We start from the raw sequence: 18,955 nt of genomic DNA on the forward strand, positions 1-18,955 counted from the left end.
GCCGCTTTCTCTCCCCCGAACCCCTCTCTTGTACTGCCGGGCGCTGGAATGAGTTGCGCGGCGGTGATTGGCCGATTGGTTGTTTGATGGATGGTTGGTACGGGGAGAGAGGCGGGCGCATCAACCGGCTTTTGTGCCCCCTGTCTCCGGCAAAGCATCGGATACGGGAATGAGTTTCGTTTCACAATGACCTCGCTGTGATTCCGTTGGCTTTCTTTCGCGTTATCAATAATTATGCGGCAGATTCCGGGAAAAAGCAAGAGACCGGAATGAAACAAAATGAAACACTTTGAACATCCATTTGCATGAGCCCCTTGAAAAAAACAGGGCCGGGAGATATATTGCCCTCCAGCAGGGTGATCTGGCAGACAGGAGAATCGGTATGACTCGGAAAGTTTCGATCCGGAGAGTTGCGGCGGAATCCGGCGTGGCCGTCTGTACGGCGTCGCGCGTCTTTTCCGGCAGCGCGCCCGTTTCGGAGGAGACCCGGCGAGCCGTCCTGGAAACCGCGCATCGGCTCGGCTACCGCTCCGACACCGGACGGTGTCGGCGGATCGCAGTCATGCTGAATGCGCAGAGTTACAGCTCCGTCTATGAGCAGGAGCTCTCCCGGAGTCTCCTTGAGCGGATTCACGGCAGCGGCGGCCTTGCAATGATTCTCACGGCGCAGGATATGGAGCTCCTCTCCCTCGGCTGGATCGATGGCGTGATCTCCTGCTGCTACGACGTTGCAAGCGAACGGAAACTGCTGGAATCGTACGATATCCCGGTCGTCTGCGTCAACAATCCGACCCGCTCCCGCGATGGAATCTATGCGGTGAATTCCGATGAGGAGGGGGCGATCCGCATGGTGCTCGAACTTCTCGTCTCCCACGGTCATGAAAGAATCGCGTTCCTCGCGCTTCAGCCGATGATGGTCTATACCCATCGCTACCGCAGAATGCTCTATGAGACAATCTGCCGGGAGACCTATCGCATGGAACCGGTTGTCTACGAGGCCTCCCGCGGCGAGGCGATTCTGACACTCTGCCGGGCGGTCCGCGACGGCGTCACCGCGGTGATGATTCCATCGGAACTGCGCAACAGCCGCTATTTTCAGCCGCTGGAAAGCCTCGGAATCCGTATCCCGGAGGATCTTTCGGTCGTCTCCTGGGAGAGTCCGGGCATCTCCGAATATTTTCATCCGCCGCTGACGACCGTGGAGCAGAATTTCGGGGAACTCGCCGCGCAGTCGCTGGAACTCCTCGAACAGGTCCGCTGCCGCCATTCTCCCCTGGTGAACCGCCTGGTCGCTTACCGGCTGCATGCGCGCGGCACCGTTGCCGAACCGCGACGGAAATGAAACTGCGGGAATTTGTCCGGCCGACGGTTGTATCCTGTTGCTCCGGAGAGTATATTATTCGAGTGCTGTCACAGGAGAAAGGAATCTGATACGATGGGTTGGGTCGGAGTTTTGACCGGCGGTGCTCTCGGGGGCATGCTGGGCGGGCCGTGGGGCGTCGCGCTCGGAGCGCTGATCGGGCACTGGGCCGAAAATAAGCTGGGCGCCCAGTCTCAGGGGGCGGCTTCCGCCGCCGAGGAGAGGCAGGCGCTGTTCGTGGTGGCGATCTTCTCGTGCCTCGCGAAACTCGCAAAGGCCGATGGCGTGGTCGACAGGAGCGAAGCCGCCTATATCCGAACTTTCATCGACCGGAACTTCGCCGCGGTCGAGCGCGAAGCGATCCGGAAAATCTTCAATGCAGCCCGGGACAACGATGTGCCGTTTCAGTGTTATGTCGACCGGATGGCGGAGGCTGCTCCGGACCAGGCGCTTCTTCAGCAGTTTCTCGGTGTGTTGTGCGAACTTGCGATGGCGAATGGAACGCTCGACCCGCGCGAGATGGAGATTCTGCGCTATGCGGAGCGCCGGTTCGGGTTTCCGGGCTATGTCGACGCATTTTTCGGATCCGGGCCCGGGCAGGATTCCGCTTCTCCGCCGGCTTCGCTCGAGGCCTATTATGAAGTGCTGGGGTGTTCTCCCTCCGCCACCGACCAGGAGCTCAAGAGCGCCTGGCGGAAAAAGTGCGCGGAGTTTCATCCCGACAAGATTCAGGCCAAAGGACTTCCGCCGGAGTTCGTCGAATTCGCCAAGAACGAAATGCAGCGGATCAACCGCGCGTATGACGAATTGAAGAAAGCGCGCGGCATCCGATGATTCCCCGTTATGTCGAGCCGCTCTTCCGGCCGCCCGCCGAGGCGGGGAGTTTGATTTTTCAGGTCGCATACGGCTGCCCGCACAACCGCTGCCGGTTCTGCGGCATGTACAAGGGAGTCCCGTACCGGCCGCGTCCGGAGGCGGAACTGTTCGCTGAGATTGCGGCGGCGGGCGAACGTTATCCCGGGACCCGGCGGATTTTTCTCGCGGACGGGGATGTCATGGCGCTCGGCTTCGATCGTCTGAAGCCGATTCTCGAGGCGCTGAATGCGGCGTTTCCGCACCTTGCGCGGGTCAACTCCTACGCGAACGGCAGTTCGATTGCGCAATATGATGACTCCGAACTTGCGGCATTGAAGTCCCTGCGGCTTCAGACGCTCTATCTCGGGCTCGAAACCGGGATGCAGACGCTTCTCGACCGGGTCGGCAAAACCGAACAAATCACACAGATGGTCGAATCGGTTCGGCGGACACAAACGGCCGGCATGCGCGCCTCGGTCATGGTTCTGCTCGGTCTCGGCGGGCGGGAGTTCAGTCATGAACACGCCGTCCGCACGGCGGAAACACTCAATCGGATGCAGCCGCGGCTGCTCTCCGCATTGCGGTTCGTGCCCGTGCTCGGGGAGCCGTTCGAGGGATTCCGACTGCTCAGCGAAGCCGGAGTGGTCGCGGAACTTCTGGTGCTGGTGGAGTCTCTGGAGCTGGAACATACTGTATTCCGCGCGAATCATACGTCCAATCCGCTGCCGCTCGAGGCGCGTTTCCCGGCGGACAAGGCGTGGTTGACCGCCGAACTGCGCCATGTGCTCACCTCCGGCATGCTCGACGAAACCGGACCGGGTTTTCTTCCGGCGGAATTGTGACGGATTGATTCGGAACTCCTTGATGAATTTTCCGGTTTCCCCCGTCGTTTCTCCTTGTAAATATGCGGCTCCCGTGCTAGGGTAAATCGCAGGACGAGGAGCAGAATCTCCCCGAAAAGAACTTTTCACTTAACAGCAGGAGTTGCGTATGGACGGGAATTCTCAGGGGTTTGCCGATTTCTGGCAGGAGATCTGGCAGATTGTGGTCGACATGAACATTCTCAATCTGGTGTGGGCGCTGCTGGTCCTGATTGCCGGCTGGCTGCTGGCCTGGATCGTCGCCGGCGTTGCCGCCCGGGCGGTGCGGAGTTTCCGGCTCGATGAAAAGCTCGAGCGGAGTTTCCCGGGAGGAAAGAGGTCGGTTTCCGGGGCGAAGATCGAGAAAGTCGTTTCGCGGATCTTCTTCTATACGATTCTGCTGCTGACCATCCTCGCCTGCCTGACTCCGCTGAATTTGTCGGAGGCGGCCGGGCCGATCCGGGAATTCGTGAACTCGGTCGTCGGATACGGAGCGAACCTCATCGCGGCGGGGCTGCTGGTTTTTGTCGCCTGGGTCGCAGCTTCCGTCCTGGAATATCTGGCGGTGACGGCCATGATGGCCTTGAAGCTCGATGAGAAATTCCCGGCCGCCGAGGTCGCGGAAGAGGGCGGAAAAACCGGCCGCCCGTTCAGTGCCGTCGCCGGGAGCGTGATCTACTGGATCGTCTTTCTCTTCTTTGTCCCGGCGATTCTGAGGGCGCTCAATATCAATGGAATCACGACTCCGCTGGAAAATATGCTCCAGAAGCTGCTCGGCTTCATTCCGAACCTCATTGCGGCGGCGGCGATTCTCGTGGTCGGACTCTTTGTCGCGCGCATTGTGCGGCGGGCGGTCGCGGGGCTGCTGTTTCTCTCGCGCCTGGATGAGTTCGGGAAAAAGTCCGGCGGCGGCAACATCTTCGGTGAGCGCGGAATCTCCTATCTCGCCGGACTGGTCGCGTATGTGCTTGTGGCGATTCCCGTGGTGATCTCGGCGCTGAATGCTTTGCAGATTGAAGCGCTGACCAATTCGGTCTCCAAATTTTTCGATATGATTCTGAATGCGACCGGCAGCGTGATCGGCGCCGGAGTGCTGATTTTCGCGGCGTTTGTTGTCGGCGGCGTGGTCGCCGGGATCGTCGCGCAGCTTTTCGAGGGATTCGGATTCGACCGACTGGTCGCATCGCTCGGGTTTGCCCCGAAAAGTGAAAAATCCGTGAAGCCGTCGGCCGTCGTCGGCAAACTGGCGTTCCTGGCGATCATGCTGTTCGCGGCGGTGTCGGCATGTGAACTGCTCGGCTTCATGGAACTCGCGGCGCTGATTCGCATCTTCATTATCTTCGGCGGCAACATCATCGTCGGCGTGGTGGTCATGATGGTGGGGATCTTCCTTGCGAACCTCGCGGCAGGTGCGCTGCGCGGCAAGGGCGGGAGTTCCGAATTTCTCGCGACGGCGGTGCGGGTCGCGGTGCTGATCTTCACGGGCGCGGTCGCTCTCTCGACGCTGAATCTGAACGGCAGGATCGTCGAGATCGCATTTGCGCTTCTGCTCGGCGCGATCTGCGTGGCGGCGGCGATCGCATTCGGCGTCGGCGGGCGCGAGTTCGCGGCGAAAAAACTCGAAGAGTGGGATCGGAAACTTACGAAAAAGTGATTCCTCCCCCTGGAAAGCGGAGTCTCCTGCGGGAGATTCCGCTTTTTTCGCTTGCAGGGAGGGTATTCCGGTGATACATTGACGGAATGAAGACGAATTCCGAGTCAAACAACATCAAATACCGCCGCATTGCGGCGATTCTGCGTGAGCGCATCCGGCGCGGCATCTACCGTGTCGGCGACAAATTGCCGAGTTATCCGCAGTTGTGCGAGCTCTTCGAGGTCAGTGACATGACGATCCGCCAGGCGATCGCTCTGCTCGCGAACGAAGGGCTTCTGCGCCGTGAACGCGGGCGCGGCAAGGGAGTCTATGTCAACCCGCCCCCGCCGCCGGAAACGGAGAAAGCCCCGCTGCTCCGGCGTCTCTGCATTCTGCCTGCCGCTCCGACGCTGCGCAGCGACGACCCCGCAATTCAGCAGGGTGCGGTTCAGGCGGTCAACGCCGAGGAGGCGGGACTCGTGCTCATGCCCGCGCTCTCCGGCGCCGCCCGCAAAAGTTATTTGAATCATCTGATCGAGAGTGCCGGAATCGACGGCTTTCTCATCAACGGGCAGATCTTCGCCTCCGGAGACGAGGCGTTCGAGATCGTCAACTCGTTCGATGCCAGGCACGTGCGTTACGTCCTGATCTTCTCGGCCGAAGACGCCTGTTCGCGTGATTTTCTGGCAAGGCGGCATCCCGGCGTCTATATCGATGAGCAGCCCGCGATGGCGGCCGCACTGAAAAAAGCGGCGGCGCGCGGGCGGTCGCGCCTGTTGTTCGCCGGGGTTGACCGCTATTCGGTGGAGCGTTCGCTTTCGGTCACGCGCAACACCCGGGGCGCGGCGGATTTCGTGCTTGAGCCGATGCTTTTCGACGAACTCGCGGCGAAGTCGCTCTTCCGGGAGTTCGAGACGCGGCTGCTGCCGGAACTCGATGAGCGCACCACGCTCGTACTCGAGGGGAGCAACCTGCCGCTCTCCTATTTCGACGCGCTCCTGAATGCGCGCGGCCTGAAGCCGGGACGGGATGTTTCGGTATTCTACTTCGAGCACTACTGCAATCTCGATCCGCTCTTCGGGGCACGATACAGCTCAGTGACGCGCCCCTACGCGGAACTCGGGCGCGCGGCCGGACTCATGCTTCAGCGCATGGTGCTTGAAAATGCTCCCGGCGAAGTGCTGCGGATTCCCGCCGAATTCACCGATCAGGGGACGATCTGAGCGCCGGGCTCGTACACCTCCGCCTCGGGGTGCTGGTGGCGGAACCAGGTGCGCTGGCGGCGCGCGAACTGCCAGGTGACGGTGCTGATGCGCTCATGCAGCGTCTTGAGGTCGAGTTTCCCGGCGAGATGTTCCGCGATGAGCCGGTAGCCGATCGCCTGATGAGCGGTCGGGGTTTCGAGCAACCCGGCTTTGACGGCGGCGGCAGCCTCCTCAATCCAGCCGGAGTCGAGCATTTTCCTTGCGCGGATCCGGATTCGTTCCTTGAGCTCTTCCGCCGGCGGGTCGAGCCGCCACGCCCGCACCGGATAGCGCAGTTCATCGAACGGATTGTTCTGGAGTTCGAGGATCGACTTTCCGGTCAGCAGCCGCACTTCGAGTGCGCGGATGAGTCGTCTCCGACAGTTTTCCCAGCGGGCGAGTCCGGCCGGATCGAGTTTCGCCATGCGCTGTTTCAGCGCCTCTTCACCCCGGTCGGAGTCGTAGGCTTCGTCGAGTTCCCGGCGCAGTTCGCGGTCGGCGGGCAGATCGTCGAGCCCGTAGAGCAATGCCCGCAGATAAAGTCCGGTCCCCCCCGCGAGAATCGGCAGCCGCCCGCGCGCGCGGATCTCCGCAATGGCTCGATCCGCGAGCCTCACGTAGGTGAAGACGTCGACCCTCGTGTGAAAGTCGAAGCAGCCGACGAGATGGTGCGGCGTCTCCCGGCGCTCTTCCGCCGTCGGCTGCGCCGTCCCGATTTCGAGTCCCCGGTAGAGCTGCATCGAGTCGACCGAGACGATCTCCCCGCCGCATCGGCGCGCGAGTTCGAGCGCGAGCGCGCTTTTCCCCGAGGCGGTCGGCCCCATGATGACCACGATCTCTTCAGCGTTCAACGGTGTAGACCCCATGGTTCGCGTTGGAGAACAGCAGCTTCAGGCGACGCCGGAAACGCTTTTCGACCGGCTGCGGTGATTCGTCCGAGCGCAGGATGACGAGCATTCCCCGTTCAAGCTGCTTCACCGGTCCGCGCGGGCCGTCGAACCGGAAGTCGCGCAGATCGGCTCCCGAAGTGCTCAAATAGAAGAGCAGCGGCCACGGATCGGCCTGAAAACTCGTGTAGATCGCCAGCGGCCGTTTCCCTAGACGCTCGACGATTTCGGCGGCGGTCCGGGAGGGCGTGTGTTCCGGGCGCAGATAGTAGCCGTAGAAGTAGTCGTCCGCCCCCGCTCCGCCGAATCGGCGCGAGAACATGAGCCGCAGATTCGGCTGCTGCGCGAGATACCCCCAGCCGACGGCCACCGCGAACAGCGCCCCGAGCCAGATTCCGCGATTCCAGCGCCGGCGCCGGCGGCAGTTCAGGGCCGTAAGATCGCGAATCCCCGCGGCGAGCAGCAGCGCCCACAGCGGCCAGAACGGAAAAAACACCCGCGGAAACGGCGCAACTTTCAACAGCAGCGCCATCGGAAGCGGAATGAGCCAGATCAGCAGCCGCACCGCACGCACCCATTTGAATCCCGTCCGGTCGAGTGCGAGCAGCGACCCGGTTCCCGGCAGCAGCAGCATCGCGAACGAGTAGACGAATGCCGCGAGCACCGCGAGCAGCGCCCCCCACCCGCTGTTCCACCCCTCGCCGAGTCGCAGACAGCCGAGGAACGAGGGGAAGATCGGCAGATAAAAGAGCAGAAACATCGCCGGCGGAATCGCTGCGAGAATCCAGAACGCGCGCCGCTTCCAGAAGCCCCATCCGAAGAGCGGCAGCGCATAGAGCACCACGCCCGCGAGCACCGCGAGATTCGACGGGATCGTCGCGACCGCCCCGAGTGACGCGAGCGCATACCAGAAACCGCGTTTCCAATCCGGTTTCCCCGCGAAGTTCAGCGCCGTATGCAGCGCGAGCACAACGAAGAGCGCGCTTTGCATATAGCCGCGCAGCGCCGTCGCATAAATCAGGAACGGCACCGAAACCGCCATCGCGGCGAGAACCGGCAGCAGAATCGTCCCCCCCGCCAGCCGTACCCGGAAGAGCCGGTAAAGCAGCAGCAGCGTCGCAATGCCGGAGAAAAACGAGAGCAGCCGGAACCAGAAGACCGGATCGATCCCCGGCGGCAGCAGCTGCGCCCAGTAGTGCAGCGCGATCGTGTAGAGAATCTGGTTGTTCGGGATCACATAGCTGCGATAGATGACCAGCGGCGAACCGCGCTGCGCAAAATCGAGGAATGTCAGCGCCTCGTCGAACCAGAGGTCGCGGTTCAGGTAGGCGGGGGCAAAGAGAAACATCGCGCCGAGAATCAGAATCGGCGGGAGCAGCTTTTTCAATCTCCTGTCCACGGAACACTCCAAAAAAAAACGGCGGAAAGCACTGCGCCTTCCGCCGTTGAAAGAAACGAAAACTCTTAGAGCGAGATCGCTTCGGAGGGGCACTCGCCGACGCAGGCGCCGCACTCGATGCAGGTACCGGCATCGACATCAGCCTTGCCGTCGTTCACGGAAATCGCTTCGACCGGGCAGGCACCGACGCAGGCCTCGCAACCAACACACTTCTCTTTGTCAACCTTAGCCGCCATTTTGATTCTCCTTGGAGTTGTTTGTTAAAACGGGCAATGCACCTAATATAACGTCTTTTTTTCAAATGTCAAATCCAAACCACTGTCTCGCGAAACCGATTGAGAAAAGAAGCAGAATCAGCACCGGAATCACCACCGCGACATAGATCCGCAGCGCCGCCGGAAAACGCACGCCGCTGCCGGTATTCGCCTCCGTGAGGAAGTTCTTCCACCCCCAGCCGTAGCGCGAGGTGCAGAAGAGCACGACGAAAAGACTCCCGAGCGGCAGCAGATTGCCGCTGACGATGTAGTCCTCGAGGTCGAGGAATGTGCTCTGCCCCCCGAGCGGATGGATTCCGCTGAGCAGATTGTAGCCGAACGCGCACGGCAGCGAGAGCACGGCGATGCCGATCCCGGTCGTGAGCGAGGCCGCGAGGCGGCTGAATTTCAGTTCGTCGATCAGGAATGCGATGATGTTTTCAAACACCGCCACGACCGTCGTAAGCGCCGCCGCGCTCATGAAGAGAAAGAAGAGCGTCCCCCAGACGCGCCCGCCCTGCATGACGTTGAAAACGTTCGGCAGCGAAACGAAAACGAGTCCCGGCCCCGAGTCGGGGCGCACCCCGAACGAGAAGCAGGCCGGGAAGATGATGACTCCCGCCAGAATCGCCACGAGTGTGTCGAGCGCGACGATCGCGAGCGTCTCTTTCGGCAGCGTGTGCGAGCGGTCGATGTAACTGCCGAAAATCGCGATGCTGCCGACACCGAGACTCAGCGTGAAGAACGCCTGGTTCATCGCCTCGACGATTACGAGCGGCAGCCCGACGTGCCGGATCGACTCCGGGTTCGGGAAGAGATAGAACGAGAGTCCCTCCGCCGCGCCCGGCAGGAAAAGCGCCCGCAGACACAGCCCGATGAGCAGCAGAAAGAGGCTCGCCATCAGGAACTTCGTGATCCGTTCGACTCCTTTCTGCAGACCGATCGCACAGACCGCCGTGGATCCGGCCACCGTGAACAGCATGAAGCCGGCCATCGCGACGGGGTTCGCAAGAAAATTGTTGAAATGGAGCCCGACCCCCTCCGCATCAAGTCCTGAAAGCGAGCCGGCGGCGAATTTCAGCGCATAGGCGATCATCCACCCCGTGACAGTCGTATAGAACATCATCAGAATGATGTTGCCGAGGAAAAACACCGCTCCGGGATAGTGCCATTTGAGCCGCGGGTTCGGATTGAGCGTCTTGTAAGCTCCGTAGATGTTTCGGCGGCTCGCACGGCCGAGGGAGAGTTCCATGACCATGACCGGCATGCCGAGCGCAATGAGAAAGAAAAGATAGATCAGCACGAAGATCGCACCGCCGTACTGGCCGCAGATGAACGGAAATCGCCAGATGTTTCCAAGTCCGATCGCGCAGCCGGCCGTCAGCAGAATGAAGCCGAGCCGGGAGCCGAGGCTCTCGCGGGAAGAGTCGTTGTTTTCCATGCGGTATCCCTGTTGAATTTGTTGATCTGCATAAAATACTCCTTTCTGGCGGATTGTGCAAATTTTTTTCTTGAAAATGACGGTTTGAGCGGTATCTTATAAAGATAATAAAGGTTGCCCGGAGCGGAAAAGCCGGGGAAATATCATTTCAGACGGGGAAGATGTCATCATGGTCAAGTGCGGGATTATCGGCTGCGGAGTGATTGCGCCGACCCATATCGAGGGCTACCGGGCTCTGCCGGAAGCCGAAGTCGTTCACCTTTGCGACCTGATTCCGGAGCGGGCGGCCGCTCTCGGAGAGAAGTACGGCATCGCGCGGCGCAGCACCGATTACCGGGAACTGCTGGCGGATCCGGAGGTTGAGGCGGTCAGCGTCTGCACCGACCATGCGAGCCACGCGCGGATCGTGGTTGACGCCCTCGCGGCCGGGAAACATGTGATCTGTGAGAAAGCGCTCGGCCGCGTGCCGGAGGATCTCGCCGTCATGGTTCAGGCCGCGAAAGCGCATCCCGAGCTTGTTTCGAGCGGAATTTTCCAGCACCGGTACGAACCCGCGAACCGCCGTCTGCGCAAACTTGTTGCGGACGGAAAATTCGGGAAGATCCTCACGGTGAATCTCGTCTTCAGCTGTCTGCGCACGGAGCAGTATTACCGCAAGGACGCCTGGCGCGGGACGATCGCGGGGGAGGGCGGCGGCATTCTCATCAATCAGGCGATTCACCATCTCGATCAGCTGCGCTACCTCTTCGGCAACGCGAAGCGGCTCGTGAGCCGCACGGCGAATCTCACGCATCAGGGGGTGATCGAGGTCGAGGATACGGCCGCGTTTCTGATGGAGTTCGAGTCCGGGCTTTTCGGGACGGTCGCTGCGACCAATTCGAGCTGCGTGGAGTGGCGGAGCTTCCTCACGATCGTCGGAACCGAGGCGAATCTTGAATACGCGAACGAGAAGCCGGTCTTTGTCGAGTCGCCGGTCGAGGGACGCGCCGCCGAGATCGAGCGGGCGCTGACCGTCAGCGACGAGGAGAAAGGCGCGATTGTCGGCAAGAAATATTACGGCGCCGGCCACACCGCCCAGCTTGCGGATTTCATCGACGCGATCCGGGAGAAGCGCCGGACCGAAGTCGAAATGGCCGACGCGGCCGACTCCGCCGCTCTTGTCATGGCGGTTTACGAATCGGAACGCACCGGCTCCTGGGTCGACATTCCGGCTTACTGACCGGCAGAGAAGAGAGAATTCAGTAGAGGGTCACTTTGCCGTTCTCGCGGACGGCGAACACTTTCTTCAGGGAATCGATCAGAAGTTCGTCCCCTTTGCGCAGATAGCTGCCGTTGACGCAGAAGAAGCGCACGGGTTTGCCGTTTTCGCTCGTCACGGCCAGCAGATAAGCGTCGGTCTCCCATCCCGCGAGCGTATGGTTGGAGTTGCGGTGACGCATGCGGCCGTCGGCGAGCAGATTGAGCCACACTTCGGTCGATTTCGCACCGCGCGTGATGCGGACTCCGATGGCGTTGACCGCTTCAAGCCGTTCGATTTCAGGCGTGTTGGCCGGGTCGAGCAGAATCGCCGTGACGAACTTCATGACTCTCGCCTCGCCGGGCGGCACGATCGCGTAGTAGGGAATCGGGTCGTTCTGGGCGTGATCGGCGAGTCCCTGCTTTTCGACCAGCCGGACCCGTTCAGGGAAGTCGTGTTCAAATCCCTCGGCGAACCGCTCCGGAAAGAGCGGCCGGATCGCGATGTCGACGTTTCCTTTCGTCACGTTCAGATTCAACCCCTTGCGTCCGGCTTCGCCGCCCGTGTGGATCAGCCACTCGAATTTGCCGGGACGGAAAGTCTTGAGGTCGTCGATCACGAGGATCACGTCGTCGATCCAGAGAAAACTGCGATAATTGCGGATGAAATTCTGAGAAACCGGGCCGGTCGCATCGGCCAGCACGTATTTCAGTGTTCCGGTATCGATCAGATGATGAATTGAGCAGGGGAACTTCGAGCCGTGGTAGGTGTCCTCCGGATTTTCGCCCTCGCCGTTGAACAGCACGACGTTGTGCGCGGTGCTCTGGCGGTAGTAGGCGTCGTACTGCGGATGCGGATACCAGCAGTTTCCGGAGTCGATGAGCAGGTTTTCTCCGCGGTGAAAGAGCAGGAACGAACCCGCGTCGGCATGGGCGTGATTCCAGGTGAAGCCAGATTTCACGGCGAGCAGCGTCGCGTCTTTCCTCCACGAGTCGCGCATGATCGCCCACCCATGTCGGGGTAGAGCGCGCTCGTCGGCAGATCGGGGAGGGCGGGCGCGTTTGCCAGCTCCTCCGCAGAGGGGTAGAAAACCAGCCCGAGCGGCGAATTTCGTGGAATCGCCTCCTTGCAGGAGGAGTTCGCCGTCTGTGCCAGATACCAGAGGTGGCGCGGTTTCCCGAGCCCGTTCGCGCGCAGCCAGACCAGCGGCCGGCTGCCGTCCGCGTGCAGCGAGGAGTCGCCGAAATTCAGCGAAAGCAGCCCGTTGTCCGAGGGGTAACAGCTGTTCAGAAAGAAATCCCCGACCCTGTCGAGCAGCGGAATCTCCGGCAGCGCGTCGCTCCGCGCGCTCTTCCACGCGGTGTGGAACGTGAGATAGGTCGAGAGCGCGTAATTTCCGTAGCCGACACTCTCATAGAATCCTCCCTCGCGGTCGAAAGTCGCGGGTTTGTTGTTGAGCCCGCTGCCGGGATATTCGAACCACTCTTTCGTCGCGGTTTTGATCCGTTCGAGGTACGGCAGTACGCGCGGCTCCTCATCGGAGACCGCCAGCGCCGCAAAACCCGGCAGAAAGACGCAGGCGCTCCACCAGTTGTGCCCCATCGAGTCGAGCGTGGTCGTGCGGGTTCTGCCGAAGAGCCACTCCGCAAGCATCGGCTCGATGCCGCGCGTGACGATGCCGGAAGCGATGGCTTTACGCTCTTCCGGCGAAATCGTGTCGCGGATGCTGTCGAACCCGAGTCCCATCTCGTAACACTTGTGCGCGCCGCCGAGGCCGCCGCTCCAGGGGGCGGCGTTCGGAGGGAGACACTCCCGGCGGAGTTTTTCCCGGACCTTTTCGGCGTATTTTTTATCTCCGGTCACGCGATAGGCGAGCGACCACGCTTCGATCCGGTTTTTTCCGCCGCGTTCGGCGAGTTCGACGACTTTTCTGCGTCCCTCCGGTGTTTTCAGGTGCGCGACGTTCTTCTCCGTGAAGAGCAGCCGGGGGGCGTTCCCGGCCGCGCACACGAATGCGACGCCGAGAAACAGCAGTGGGAAGAGCAGCCGTTTCATGGGACTCCCTCTTATTTCGCTTGTTTGTACAGCACGACGGTCGTGCCGGGTTTGACTTCGAGGACGGTGCCCCCCTCGACGGTCGGGCCGTCCGGAAGTATGCGGTAATTCCCGGCCGGAACCGGGAAGCGATAGCTCTGATTCCGCCGCGTGGCGTTCATGGCGATCTCATAAGGTCCGTAACTGCAGCGATAGAACTCCGCCTTGCCGATGCAGGTCTGGTCGTCGGCGTGTTCGGCCTGCGGAATCCGGGTGCCGGCCCTGAGCTGACGGTAGTAGCCGCCGGGATAGTTGAAGCGGTTCGGGCGGAAGTCGTAGACCACCCTGTCCGGCTCGGTGCTGAACTTGCCGGAGGGAATGAACTCCTGCTCCTGATGGATGGTCGCGATGTGTTCGGCGGTCGGCGTGACCATGTGGATCTTCGCGAGGTTGTTGATGCCGCGCCGGGCGCGCCAGAAGAGCTCGGCGAAGAATACGTCCGAACCGTTCCTGAGCGCGACGACGCCGATCTCCTCGTCGGTGAAGACGAAATCCTCCCCGCGCATCGGCATGCCGGAATTGACCCTGCCGAGCTTTTTCACGATTTCCATGTAACGTTCCGGCAGATGGAGCAGCCCGATGAAGTCGGGCCGTTTGCCGGGGCGCAGGCTCGCGGCGACATTCTCCTGGAAGTAACCGTCGGCGAGCATCTCCTTGAAGCAGCCGAGCAGTTTTTCGTTGCCGGTGTAGTAGATCGTGCGCAGGTCGAGCCCCTTGCCGACGTAGGAGGGTTCGCCCGGGAAGTGGGCGTTCCGCCAGTCGATGTAGACTTCGAGCCGCATGACCGGATGGTTGTCGACGGTCACGCCGGGGTAGCGGAAGATCGTGCGTGCGAGCGCGGCCTGTTCCATCGTCCGGAAGATCTCCGGATCGCCCTTGCCGATGCGGCGGTCGATGGTCGCTTCGTAGCAGTCGGCGGAGGTCCAGATGGTGCTTTCTCCGCAGTTGCTGACGAATCCCCACTCTTTGGAGTGGAATTTTTTCGTAAGTTCGTAATAGTTTTTTCCGGGGGTATTTTTCGGGTCGGCGTTGGAGAGATCGGGATTGATGCCGTTGCTCCACGGCAGGATTCCGAGCGCCTCTTTCATGAACTTCAGCGTCACTTCGAGCGGCACGCCGCGCGAGTCGTCGAGAATGTGGACAGCGCGGTTGTTGCGGTGGCCGTTGTTGTCGACGATCTGGCTCTGGTTTGCGAGCCAGCGGCGGTCGCGCACGAGCTGGAACGTGCTCGCCTCGAAGAGATCGCACCAGAGGTCGCGCCGCTTGACGGTTTTTCCGGCGCCGTTGTCGATCTCCTCGTCCAGAACGGGTTTCAGGGCGTCCTCGAGCAGAATGAGTGCGGTCGCCTGTTCGCCGCATCCGGTCCAGCTTCCTTTCGTGACGACTTTCTCCGGCTCCTTGACGAAACGGCGCGCGAGCGCGTCGATCGCGGCGGTCACATATTCGACCACTTTCGGATTGCGGTAGGCGCTGCACCACGGAACGTGGTATGCTTCGGCGACGAGCGGAAGCCGCCACGGGTCACGCGCCGGATCGCTCTTCAGACATTTGGCCAGTTCGCGCTCGATGCGCGCCTTGACCGCGTCGAGGTCGATCTCCGGTATGTCGGAGCGGGGAGTCGGCGGCTCGACCGCGACTTCGGTGCCGGGCCGGAAATACGGATCGGAGTGGATGTAGACCGCGTAGATGCCGCGGCTGTCCTGCGAGACGTTCTTCTGGAACTGGCCGAAGTTGTTGCCGTATCCCCAGATCTTTCCGGTGGCGCGGACTGCGACGTCGATTTCGGACTTGCCTTTCGTCGCAACTTCCGGCAGCACGAACGTCGTGCAGGTGAAGCGGCCCGCGTACTGCGGATTCGGGTTCGAGGCGTGCGGCGCGTCGCGCGGTTCGCACTGTTCGTAGTCGAGGATGTCGTAATCGCCGAGGTGCATGTATCCCATCTGTTTGTTGTCGATGAACATCACAAGGTGGTCGTGCGTCACGTCGCCGCCCCAGAACTTGACGGTAATGTAGTTCTTCGCTGCGGGATCGACTTTCAGCCGGAAACGCATCGGGGCGCTCTGCCAGCTCTCTGTTTCCGGTTTCAGGAGTTTGCGCCCGGTGGTGTTGTACGCCCCCTGGACGACGGCGCTCTCTTCTCCGGTGAAGTTGTGCGCCTTTTCGCTTTCGGCGTTCCCGAACCGGATTGCGTCGAAAATCTGAGCCTGGTACGCGAGGGTAATGAGCCCGACGGCCGCAACGAGAATCGTTTTCTTCATGGTTTTACCTCCGTCTTTTCCAGCAGCTTGCCGTTGCGGTAAAGTTCGACCGACGGTTTGGCCTGTGTGCTGTAGAAATTATTGATTTTCAGGCGATCGATCGTGCCGTCGACCAGTGTGACTTCCACGGTGTTTCCGTCGATTGCGCGGGCGGATTTCACGCGGGGAGTCCCCTCGTGCGGTTCGAGGACGGTCAGGAACTTCGCCTCTTTCCCGACGGTGCGGACGCTCGTGACCTTGCGCAGATTCTCCTCCTGGCCGGCCGGGAAGTCGCCCCCGACCGATGCCGTGAGCCGGACCGCGTTCAGCCCGGAGAGGTCGAATGTCAGCGTGGCAAGTTTTTTGTCATCCTTCGGCTCCGCCGCGAGCGTGTCGAAGCAGACCATTCCCGCGAGCCGCACGGGGCCGCCGTAGTAGTCGTTGCCGGACTCCGGCAGCGCCTTCAAGTTCACGGCGGCCGGTTTGAGCGACGAGAGCGGAATGGTTTTGCCATCGGCGGTTTTCAGCGCGGCGTTGCCCCAGAAGAGTGTGTCGGCGGTGCCGCGCTTGAACTGGTCCTTGCGGGTTTCGAGCGTCAGATGTTTGACGCCGGTCACGTCGATGTCGAGGTCGCCGCGGCCGAGAATCCAGGCGTGGAACATGCCGGAGGCGAGCTCTTTCCCGTCGCCGAGAACCCGATCGTTCAACCGCTTGGCGACCGACTGCGACTCGGGATAGTCGCCGATGAGCAGCTGCGCTTTCCGCGGCCAGAGCTGTCGGGCTTCGACGAAGAGTTCGCCCGGTTCATGGTAGTAGTCGTCGGTCAGCTCAAGGCCGCCGCGGCGGTTTCTGCCGTCCGCTTTTTTCGGGTTGAAGTGGTGACGGCTCGTGAGTTTCACCGGGGCGGTCATATCGTACTCGTCGACGTTGACCACGAACTGTCCGGAGGAGAGCGGGGAGGCGTCGAACTGCTCCCGGTGGCCGGTCTTCTTCACGCCCTCGAGCGGTTTTGCACCGCGCAGGTGCAGCAGATTGTCGAACGTATGCTCCTTCTCGCTCTTCAGATAGTCGGCGACGAGCACGTAGTCATCGGTCACGAGCTGCAGTCGGCGTGCAAAGACCGGTTCGGTGTAATCGGTGGTTTCCGTGAACGGCGGATGGTTTTCCGGAATCGGGACGAACCGCTCGGTTCCCTCTTTGATCTCCCTGACCTTGTCGTAGCCGCCGAGGAAAGGCGGGTTGCTCCAGCGGGCGGAACCGTCGGCCGCGACCGCCTGCAGGTATTTCCCCGTGTGGAACAGCAGCGGACGGCATTCGGTCGGCTCCTGCATTTTGCCGTCGACGATGACCATATTGTGCGCCAGAGACGGCTGCACCCAGAATTTGTACATGAAACTCGGATATCCGTACCAGGTCGATTCCGGATTCCAGAATCCGCGTCCGTAACGCATCAGACTCAGCAGGCTCAGCCGGTCGAAGTGTCCGTGAAAACCGCCGTGGGTGCCGTATTTGAAGCCGAGCTGAATCTGCTCGCGATCGGAGCCGGACTGCGAGCGCAGCAGTGCGATTCCGGCGTTATCGCTGTGGGCGGAGTTCCGGTAAAGGGTCGGTGTCTCCTCCGGCAGTTCCGCGACGGCGTAGACGAGGTCGCGGGTGGAGTTTCGCTTCAGAATCGCCGCGTAACGCGGGTCGCGATAGGCGTAGTAGGCCAGTTCAAACACATCGCCGCCGACGGAGAATTCGTGCCCGTCTCCCATGCCGATCATGATGCCGCGGTAGTCCGGGTAATCGAGTACGCCATCCTATATCGCTTTGAATCCGAGGCTGTTGCGCGTAATCGGACCGTATTTGGTAAATGCCATGCCCTGATAATTTTCCAGTTCATAGGGACGGCGGCCGGAGAGATCCGAGAGCGCGATCGGGAACTGCGCGTTCAGGAGGTCGATTCCGAACGGTTTCGCCATCAGCCCGAGCTTCGTGAAACATTGCGCGCAGTGCAGATTGTAGGTGACCGACATCTCAAACCACCAGCCGTCGCTCATCGTTCCGCAGACGAACTGGTCGATCAATCCGGTCGGCGCATAGACGAGCGTGTTGAACCGCACCAGATCGTGCAGGATGAGCGCGCAACCCGCCGCCGGAACCTGATTGAAAATCGACCAGTTCGTGATCGCGCCGTCGCCCATGCGGTCGATGACCGTGTCGACGAAGAGCCGCATCGTGTGTTCGATCTGTTCCCGTTCCGCGGGCGTGAGCCGGTCGCGGATGAGGTCGTAGGCGTTCGCCACAAGTTCAAACGTGCCGCCCTCCTGCGGCTGTCCCTGGCTCGTCGCATGCAGCAGCACGGGATAGCCGTCTTTCGGATTGCTGAACATCAGCAGGAAGTCGCGGATCTTCTTCAGATACTGCTCTTCCCCGGTCAGTTTATACAGGATGAGGCAGCTGCGCAGCTTCTCCTCGTAGCGGGTGCGAACGACCCCCATCGTCCCCTGATCGGACATGACGCCGGATTTTGCAGGCGGCGTCCAGCCGTCCGCGAGCGCTTTCGCCCTGGCGAACTCCTTTTTCGCCCACTCATATTTTTCAACGTTGGCGGCGATCTCTTTCCAGCCCGCTTCATCGCGCATCAGGAACGGGGAGGGGACGCGCTGAACGGTGATGAATTCGAGTGTTTCGGGTGCGGCGCCGGGCGTGACCGGCGAAACTTCAACTCGCGTGCTCTCGTTCGCTCCGGCGGGCAGCCGGGTCGGGACTTCGACCGTCAGGGTGACACTGGCGGTTTCGCCGGGAGCGAGTTCGACTGTGTCGTGCGAGAGTTTCGCGGCCATTCCCTCCCAGCCGCGCCTCGGCAGCGTGAGGCGGAACGCCTGTTTGCGGCCGGTCGTATTTTTGACTGTGAACGGGTATTCCGCAACGCCGTTTTCAGCGGCTTTCGAGCGGATCGGAGCACTCAGTTTCACAAACGGCGCTTCGGCGAAACGCACGTTGCGGATCTCCGCTTTGCCGCTCTTTGCCGCGAACGAGATCCGGCCGATGAATTTCAGCGTATAGATTTCTCCGCGCGCGAAGTCGAATGAGGAGATCGGCAGTTCCACGCTCTGCCACTCCTGGGAGACGGGCAGCCGGAACGTCGCATTCGTGCGGTCGAACCGGTCGCGCCGCCCCTCGTACTCCGCGACGTGCAGCGTGGCACTCCCCTCGAATGGTGTCGCGCCGAGGTTGCGCACTTCAAACCGGATGGCGTAGATGTCGCGCAGATCCCAGGATGAATCGTTTTTCTGGACGAGACCGTGCCAGTACCACCCTTTCGCTCCTTTCGGCGCGGCCAGCGTCGCGGGCTCGTCGAGCGGCACGGCGGCGGGATCGTTCAGTTTGAGGCCGGCGGCGTTTGCCGTCCCAACGAGGCAGAGCCCCGGCAGAAATGGAAGAGCGTATGGCCTGGACATGAGAAGAG

At 61.4% G+C, this 18,955-nt stretch carries 16 protein-coding genes; 6 read left to right on the plus strand and 10 right to left on the minus strand.

All coding sequences use genetic code 11. The annotated features are described in order from the left end of the window. On the minus strand, window positions 1-185 hold a 185-nt coding region (locus tag Q0J85_RS11690; protein WP_294481786.1), incomplete at its 3' end, for a hypothetical protein. A 197-nt stretch (window positions 186-382) separates the two neighbouring features. Between Q0J85_RS11690 and Q0J85_RS11695 the strand changes: the two genes are divergently transcribed. The 5 genes from Q0J85_RS11695 to Q0J85_RS11715 all read left to right on the plus strand — a co-directional run bounded on the left by Q0J85_RS11695 (window position 383) and on the right by Q0J85_RS11715 (window position 5,931). Further along, on the plus strand, window positions 383-1,342 hold the full coding sequence (locus tag Q0J85_RS11695; protein WP_294481788.1) for a LacI family DNA-binding transcriptional regulator: 960 nt from the start codon (window positions 383-385) through the stop codon (window positions 1,340-1,342). 93 nt (window positions 1,343-1,435) lie between these two features. Continuing rightward, window positions 1,436-2,194, plus strand: a complete 759-nt coding sequence (locus Q0J85_RS11700; RefSeq protein ID WP_294481790.1) for a TerB family tellurite resistance protein — start codon at window positions 1,436-1,438, stop codon at window positions 2,192-2,194. After that, window positions 2,191-3,057 carry a radical SAM protein gene (locus Q0J85_RS11705; RefSeq protein WP_294481792.1) on the plus strand — a complete coding sequence of 289 codons (867 nt, stop codon included), beginning with the start codon at window positions 2,191-2,193 and terminating at the stop codon, window positions 3,055-3,057. Before Q0J85_RS11700 ends, Q0J85_RS11705 begins: the two co-directional genes overlap by 4 nt. A gap of 148 nt (window positions 3,058-3,205) precedes the next feature. Beyond that, complete coding sequence (locus tag Q0J85_RS11710) at window positions 3,206-4,729, plus strand: mechanosensitive ion channel (protein ID WP_294481794.1); 1,524 nt, start codon at window positions 3,206-3,208, stop codon at window positions 4,727-4,729. 86 nt (window positions 4,730-4,815) lie between these two features. Beyond that, the gene (locus Q0J85_RS11715; protein ID WP_294481797.1) at window positions 4,816-5,931 is read left to right on the plus strand and encodes a GntR family transcriptional regulator; all 1,116 of its coding nucleotides are present in this window, start codon (window positions 4,816-4,818) and stop codon (window positions 5,929-5,931) included. Here the strand turns inward: Q0J85_RS11715 and miaA are convergent. The 4 genes from miaA to Q0J85_RS11735 form a co-directional block, all read right to left on the minus strand. Further along, window positions 5,916-6,803 (minus strand): tRNA (adenosine(37)-N6)-dimethylallyltransferase MiaA, encoded by an 888-nt coding sequence (gene miaA, locus Q0J85_RS11720; protein ID WP_294481798.1) that lies wholly within the window; start codon window positions 6,801-6,803, stop codon window positions 5,916-5,918. The genes Q0J85_RS11715 and miaA overlap by 16 nt on opposite strands. After that, window positions 6,793-8,226 carry a hypothetical protein gene (locus tag Q0J85_RS11725; RefSeq protein WP_294481801.1) on the minus strand — a complete coding sequence of 478 codons (1,434 nt, stop codon included), beginning with the start codon at window positions 8,224-8,226 and terminating at the stop codon, window positions 6,793-6,795. The genes miaA and Q0J85_RS11725 overlap by 11 nt, the downstream gene beginning before the upstream one ends. 77 nt (window positions 8,227-8,303) lie before the next feature. After that, on the minus strand, window positions 8,304-8,474 hold the full coding sequence (locus Q0J85_RS11730; protein WP_294481804.1) for a 4Fe-4S binding protein: 171 nt from the start codon (window positions 8,472-8,474) through the stop codon (window positions 8,304-8,306). Window positions 8,475-8,535: 61 nt separating this feature from the next. Then, on the minus strand, window positions 8,536-9,933 hold the full coding sequence (locus Q0J85_RS11735; protein ID WP_294481809.1) for a sodium-dependent transporter: 1,398 nt from the start codon (window positions 9,931-9,933) through the stop codon (window positions 8,536-8,538). Between the two features lie 169 nt (window positions 9,934-10,102). On the opposite strand from Q0J85_RS11735, the gene Q0J85_RS11740 reads away from it, so the two are divergent. After that, the gene (locus tag Q0J85_RS11740) at window positions 10,103-11,152 is read left to right on the plus strand and encodes a Gfo/Idh/MocA family oxidoreductase (RefSeq protein ID WP_294481811.1); all 1,050 of its coding nucleotides are present in this window, start codon (window positions 10,103-10,105) and stop codon (window positions 11,150-11,152) included. Window positions 11,153-11,171: 19 nt separating this feature from the next. Here Q0J85_RS11740 and Q0J85_RS11745 read toward each other — a convergent pair whose 3' ends face one another. Genes Q0J85_RS11745 through Q0J85_RS11765 form a run of 5 tightly spaced genes read right to left on the minus strand, consistent with a single transcriptional unit; the run spans window position 11,172 to window position 18,947 of the window. After that, a complete protein-coding gene (locus Q0J85_RS11745; RefSeq protein WP_294481813.1) occupies window positions 11,172-12,170 on the minus strand; it encodes a heparinase II/III family protein in 999 nt (332 codons plus the stop codon). Next, window positions 12,128-13,225: a hypothetical protein gene (locus tag Q0J85_RS11750; RefSeq protein ID WP_294481815.1), complete on the minus strand. Its 1,098-nt coding sequence runs from the start codon at window positions 13,223-13,225 to the stop codon at window positions 12,128-12,130. Before Q0J85_RS11750 ends, Q0J85_RS11745 begins: the two co-directional genes overlap by 43 nt. An 11-nt stretch (window positions 13,226-13,236) precedes the next feature. Then, window positions 13,237-15,522 carry a hypothetical protein gene (locus tag Q0J85_RS11755; RefSeq protein WP_294481817.1) on the minus strand — a complete coding sequence of 762 codons (2,286 nt, stop codon included), beginning with the start codon at window positions 15,520-15,522 and terminating at the stop codon, window positions 13,237-13,239. Continuing rightward, window positions 15,519-17,267, minus strand: a complete 1,749-nt coding sequence (locus tag Q0J85_RS11760; protein WP_294481819.1) for a heparinase II/III family protein — start codon at window positions 17,265-17,267, stop codon at window positions 15,519-15,521. Before Q0J85_RS11760 ends, Q0J85_RS11755 begins: the two co-directional genes overlap by 4 nt. Before the next feature lie 36 nt (window positions 17,268-17,303). Further along, complete coding sequence (locus Q0J85_RS11765) at window positions 17,304-18,947, minus strand: hypothetical protein (RefSeq protein WP_294481821.1); 1,644 nt, start codon at window positions 18,945-18,947, stop codon at window positions 17,304-17,306. Window positions 18,948-18,955: the final 8 nt, after the last annotated feature.

The organism is uncultured Victivallis sp., assembly GCA_944389935.1.
Taxonomy (GTDB): domain Bacteria; phylum Verrucomicrobiota; class Lentisphaeria; order Victivallales; family Victivallaceae; genus Victivallis.

Bases quoted from the DNA above. Each gene is read 5' to 3' on its own strand.
- Q0J85_RS11700 (WP_294481790.1), top strand. From the start codon at position 1,436: ATGGGTTGGGTCGGAGTTTTGACCGGCGGTGCTCTCGGGGGCATGCTG.
- Q0J85_RS11765 (WP_294481821.1), bottom strand. From the start codon at position 18,947: ATGTCCAGGCCATACGCTCTTCCATTTCTGCCGGGGCTCTGCCTCGTT.
- Q0J85_RS11735 (WP_294481809.1), bottom strand. From the start codon at position 9,933: ATGGAAAACAACGACTCTTCCCGCGAGAGCCTCGGCTCCCGGCTCGGC.
- Q0J85_RS11695 (WP_294481788.1), top strand. From the start codon at position 383: ATGACTCGGAAAGTTTCGATCCGGAGAGTTGCGGCGGAATCCGGCGTG.
- Q0J85_RS11740 (WP_294481811.1), top strand. From the start codon at position 10,103: ATGGTCAAGTGCGGGATTATCGGCTGCGGAGTGATTGCGCCGACCCAT.
- Q0J85_RS11710 (WP_294481794.1), top strand. From the start codon at position 3,206: ATGGACGGGAATTCTCAGGGGTTTGCCGATTTCTGGCAGGAGATCTGG.
- Q0J85_RS11755 (WP_294481817.1), bottom strand. From the start codon at position 15,522: ATGAAGAAAACGATTCTCGTTGCGGCCGTCGGGCTCATTACCCTCGCG.
- Q0J85_RS11705 (WP_294481792.1), top strand. From the start codon at position 2,191: ATGATTCCCCGTTATGTCGAGCCGCTCTTCCGGCCGCCCGCCGAGGCG.
- Q0J85_RS11715 (WP_294481797.1), top strand. From the start codon at position 4,816: ATGAAGACGAATTCCGAGTCAAACAACATCAAATACCGCCGCATTGCG.
- Q0J85_RS11730 (WP_294481804.1), bottom strand. From the start codon at position 8,474: ATGGCGGCTAAGGTTGACAAAGAGAAGTGTGTTGGTTGCGAGGCCTGC.
- Q0J85_RS11750 (WP_294481815.1), bottom strand. From the start codon at position 13,225: ATGAAACGGCTGCTCTTCCCACTGCTGTTTCTCGGCGTCGCATTCGTG.
- Q0J85_RS11760 (WP_294481819.1), bottom strand. From the start codon at position 17,267: ATGATCGGCATGGGAGACGGGCACGAATTCTCCGTCGGCGGCGATGTG.
- Q0J85_RS11745 (WP_294481813.1), bottom strand. From the start codon at position 12,170: ATGCGCGACTCGTGGAGGAAAGACGCGACGCTGCTCGCCGTGAAATCT.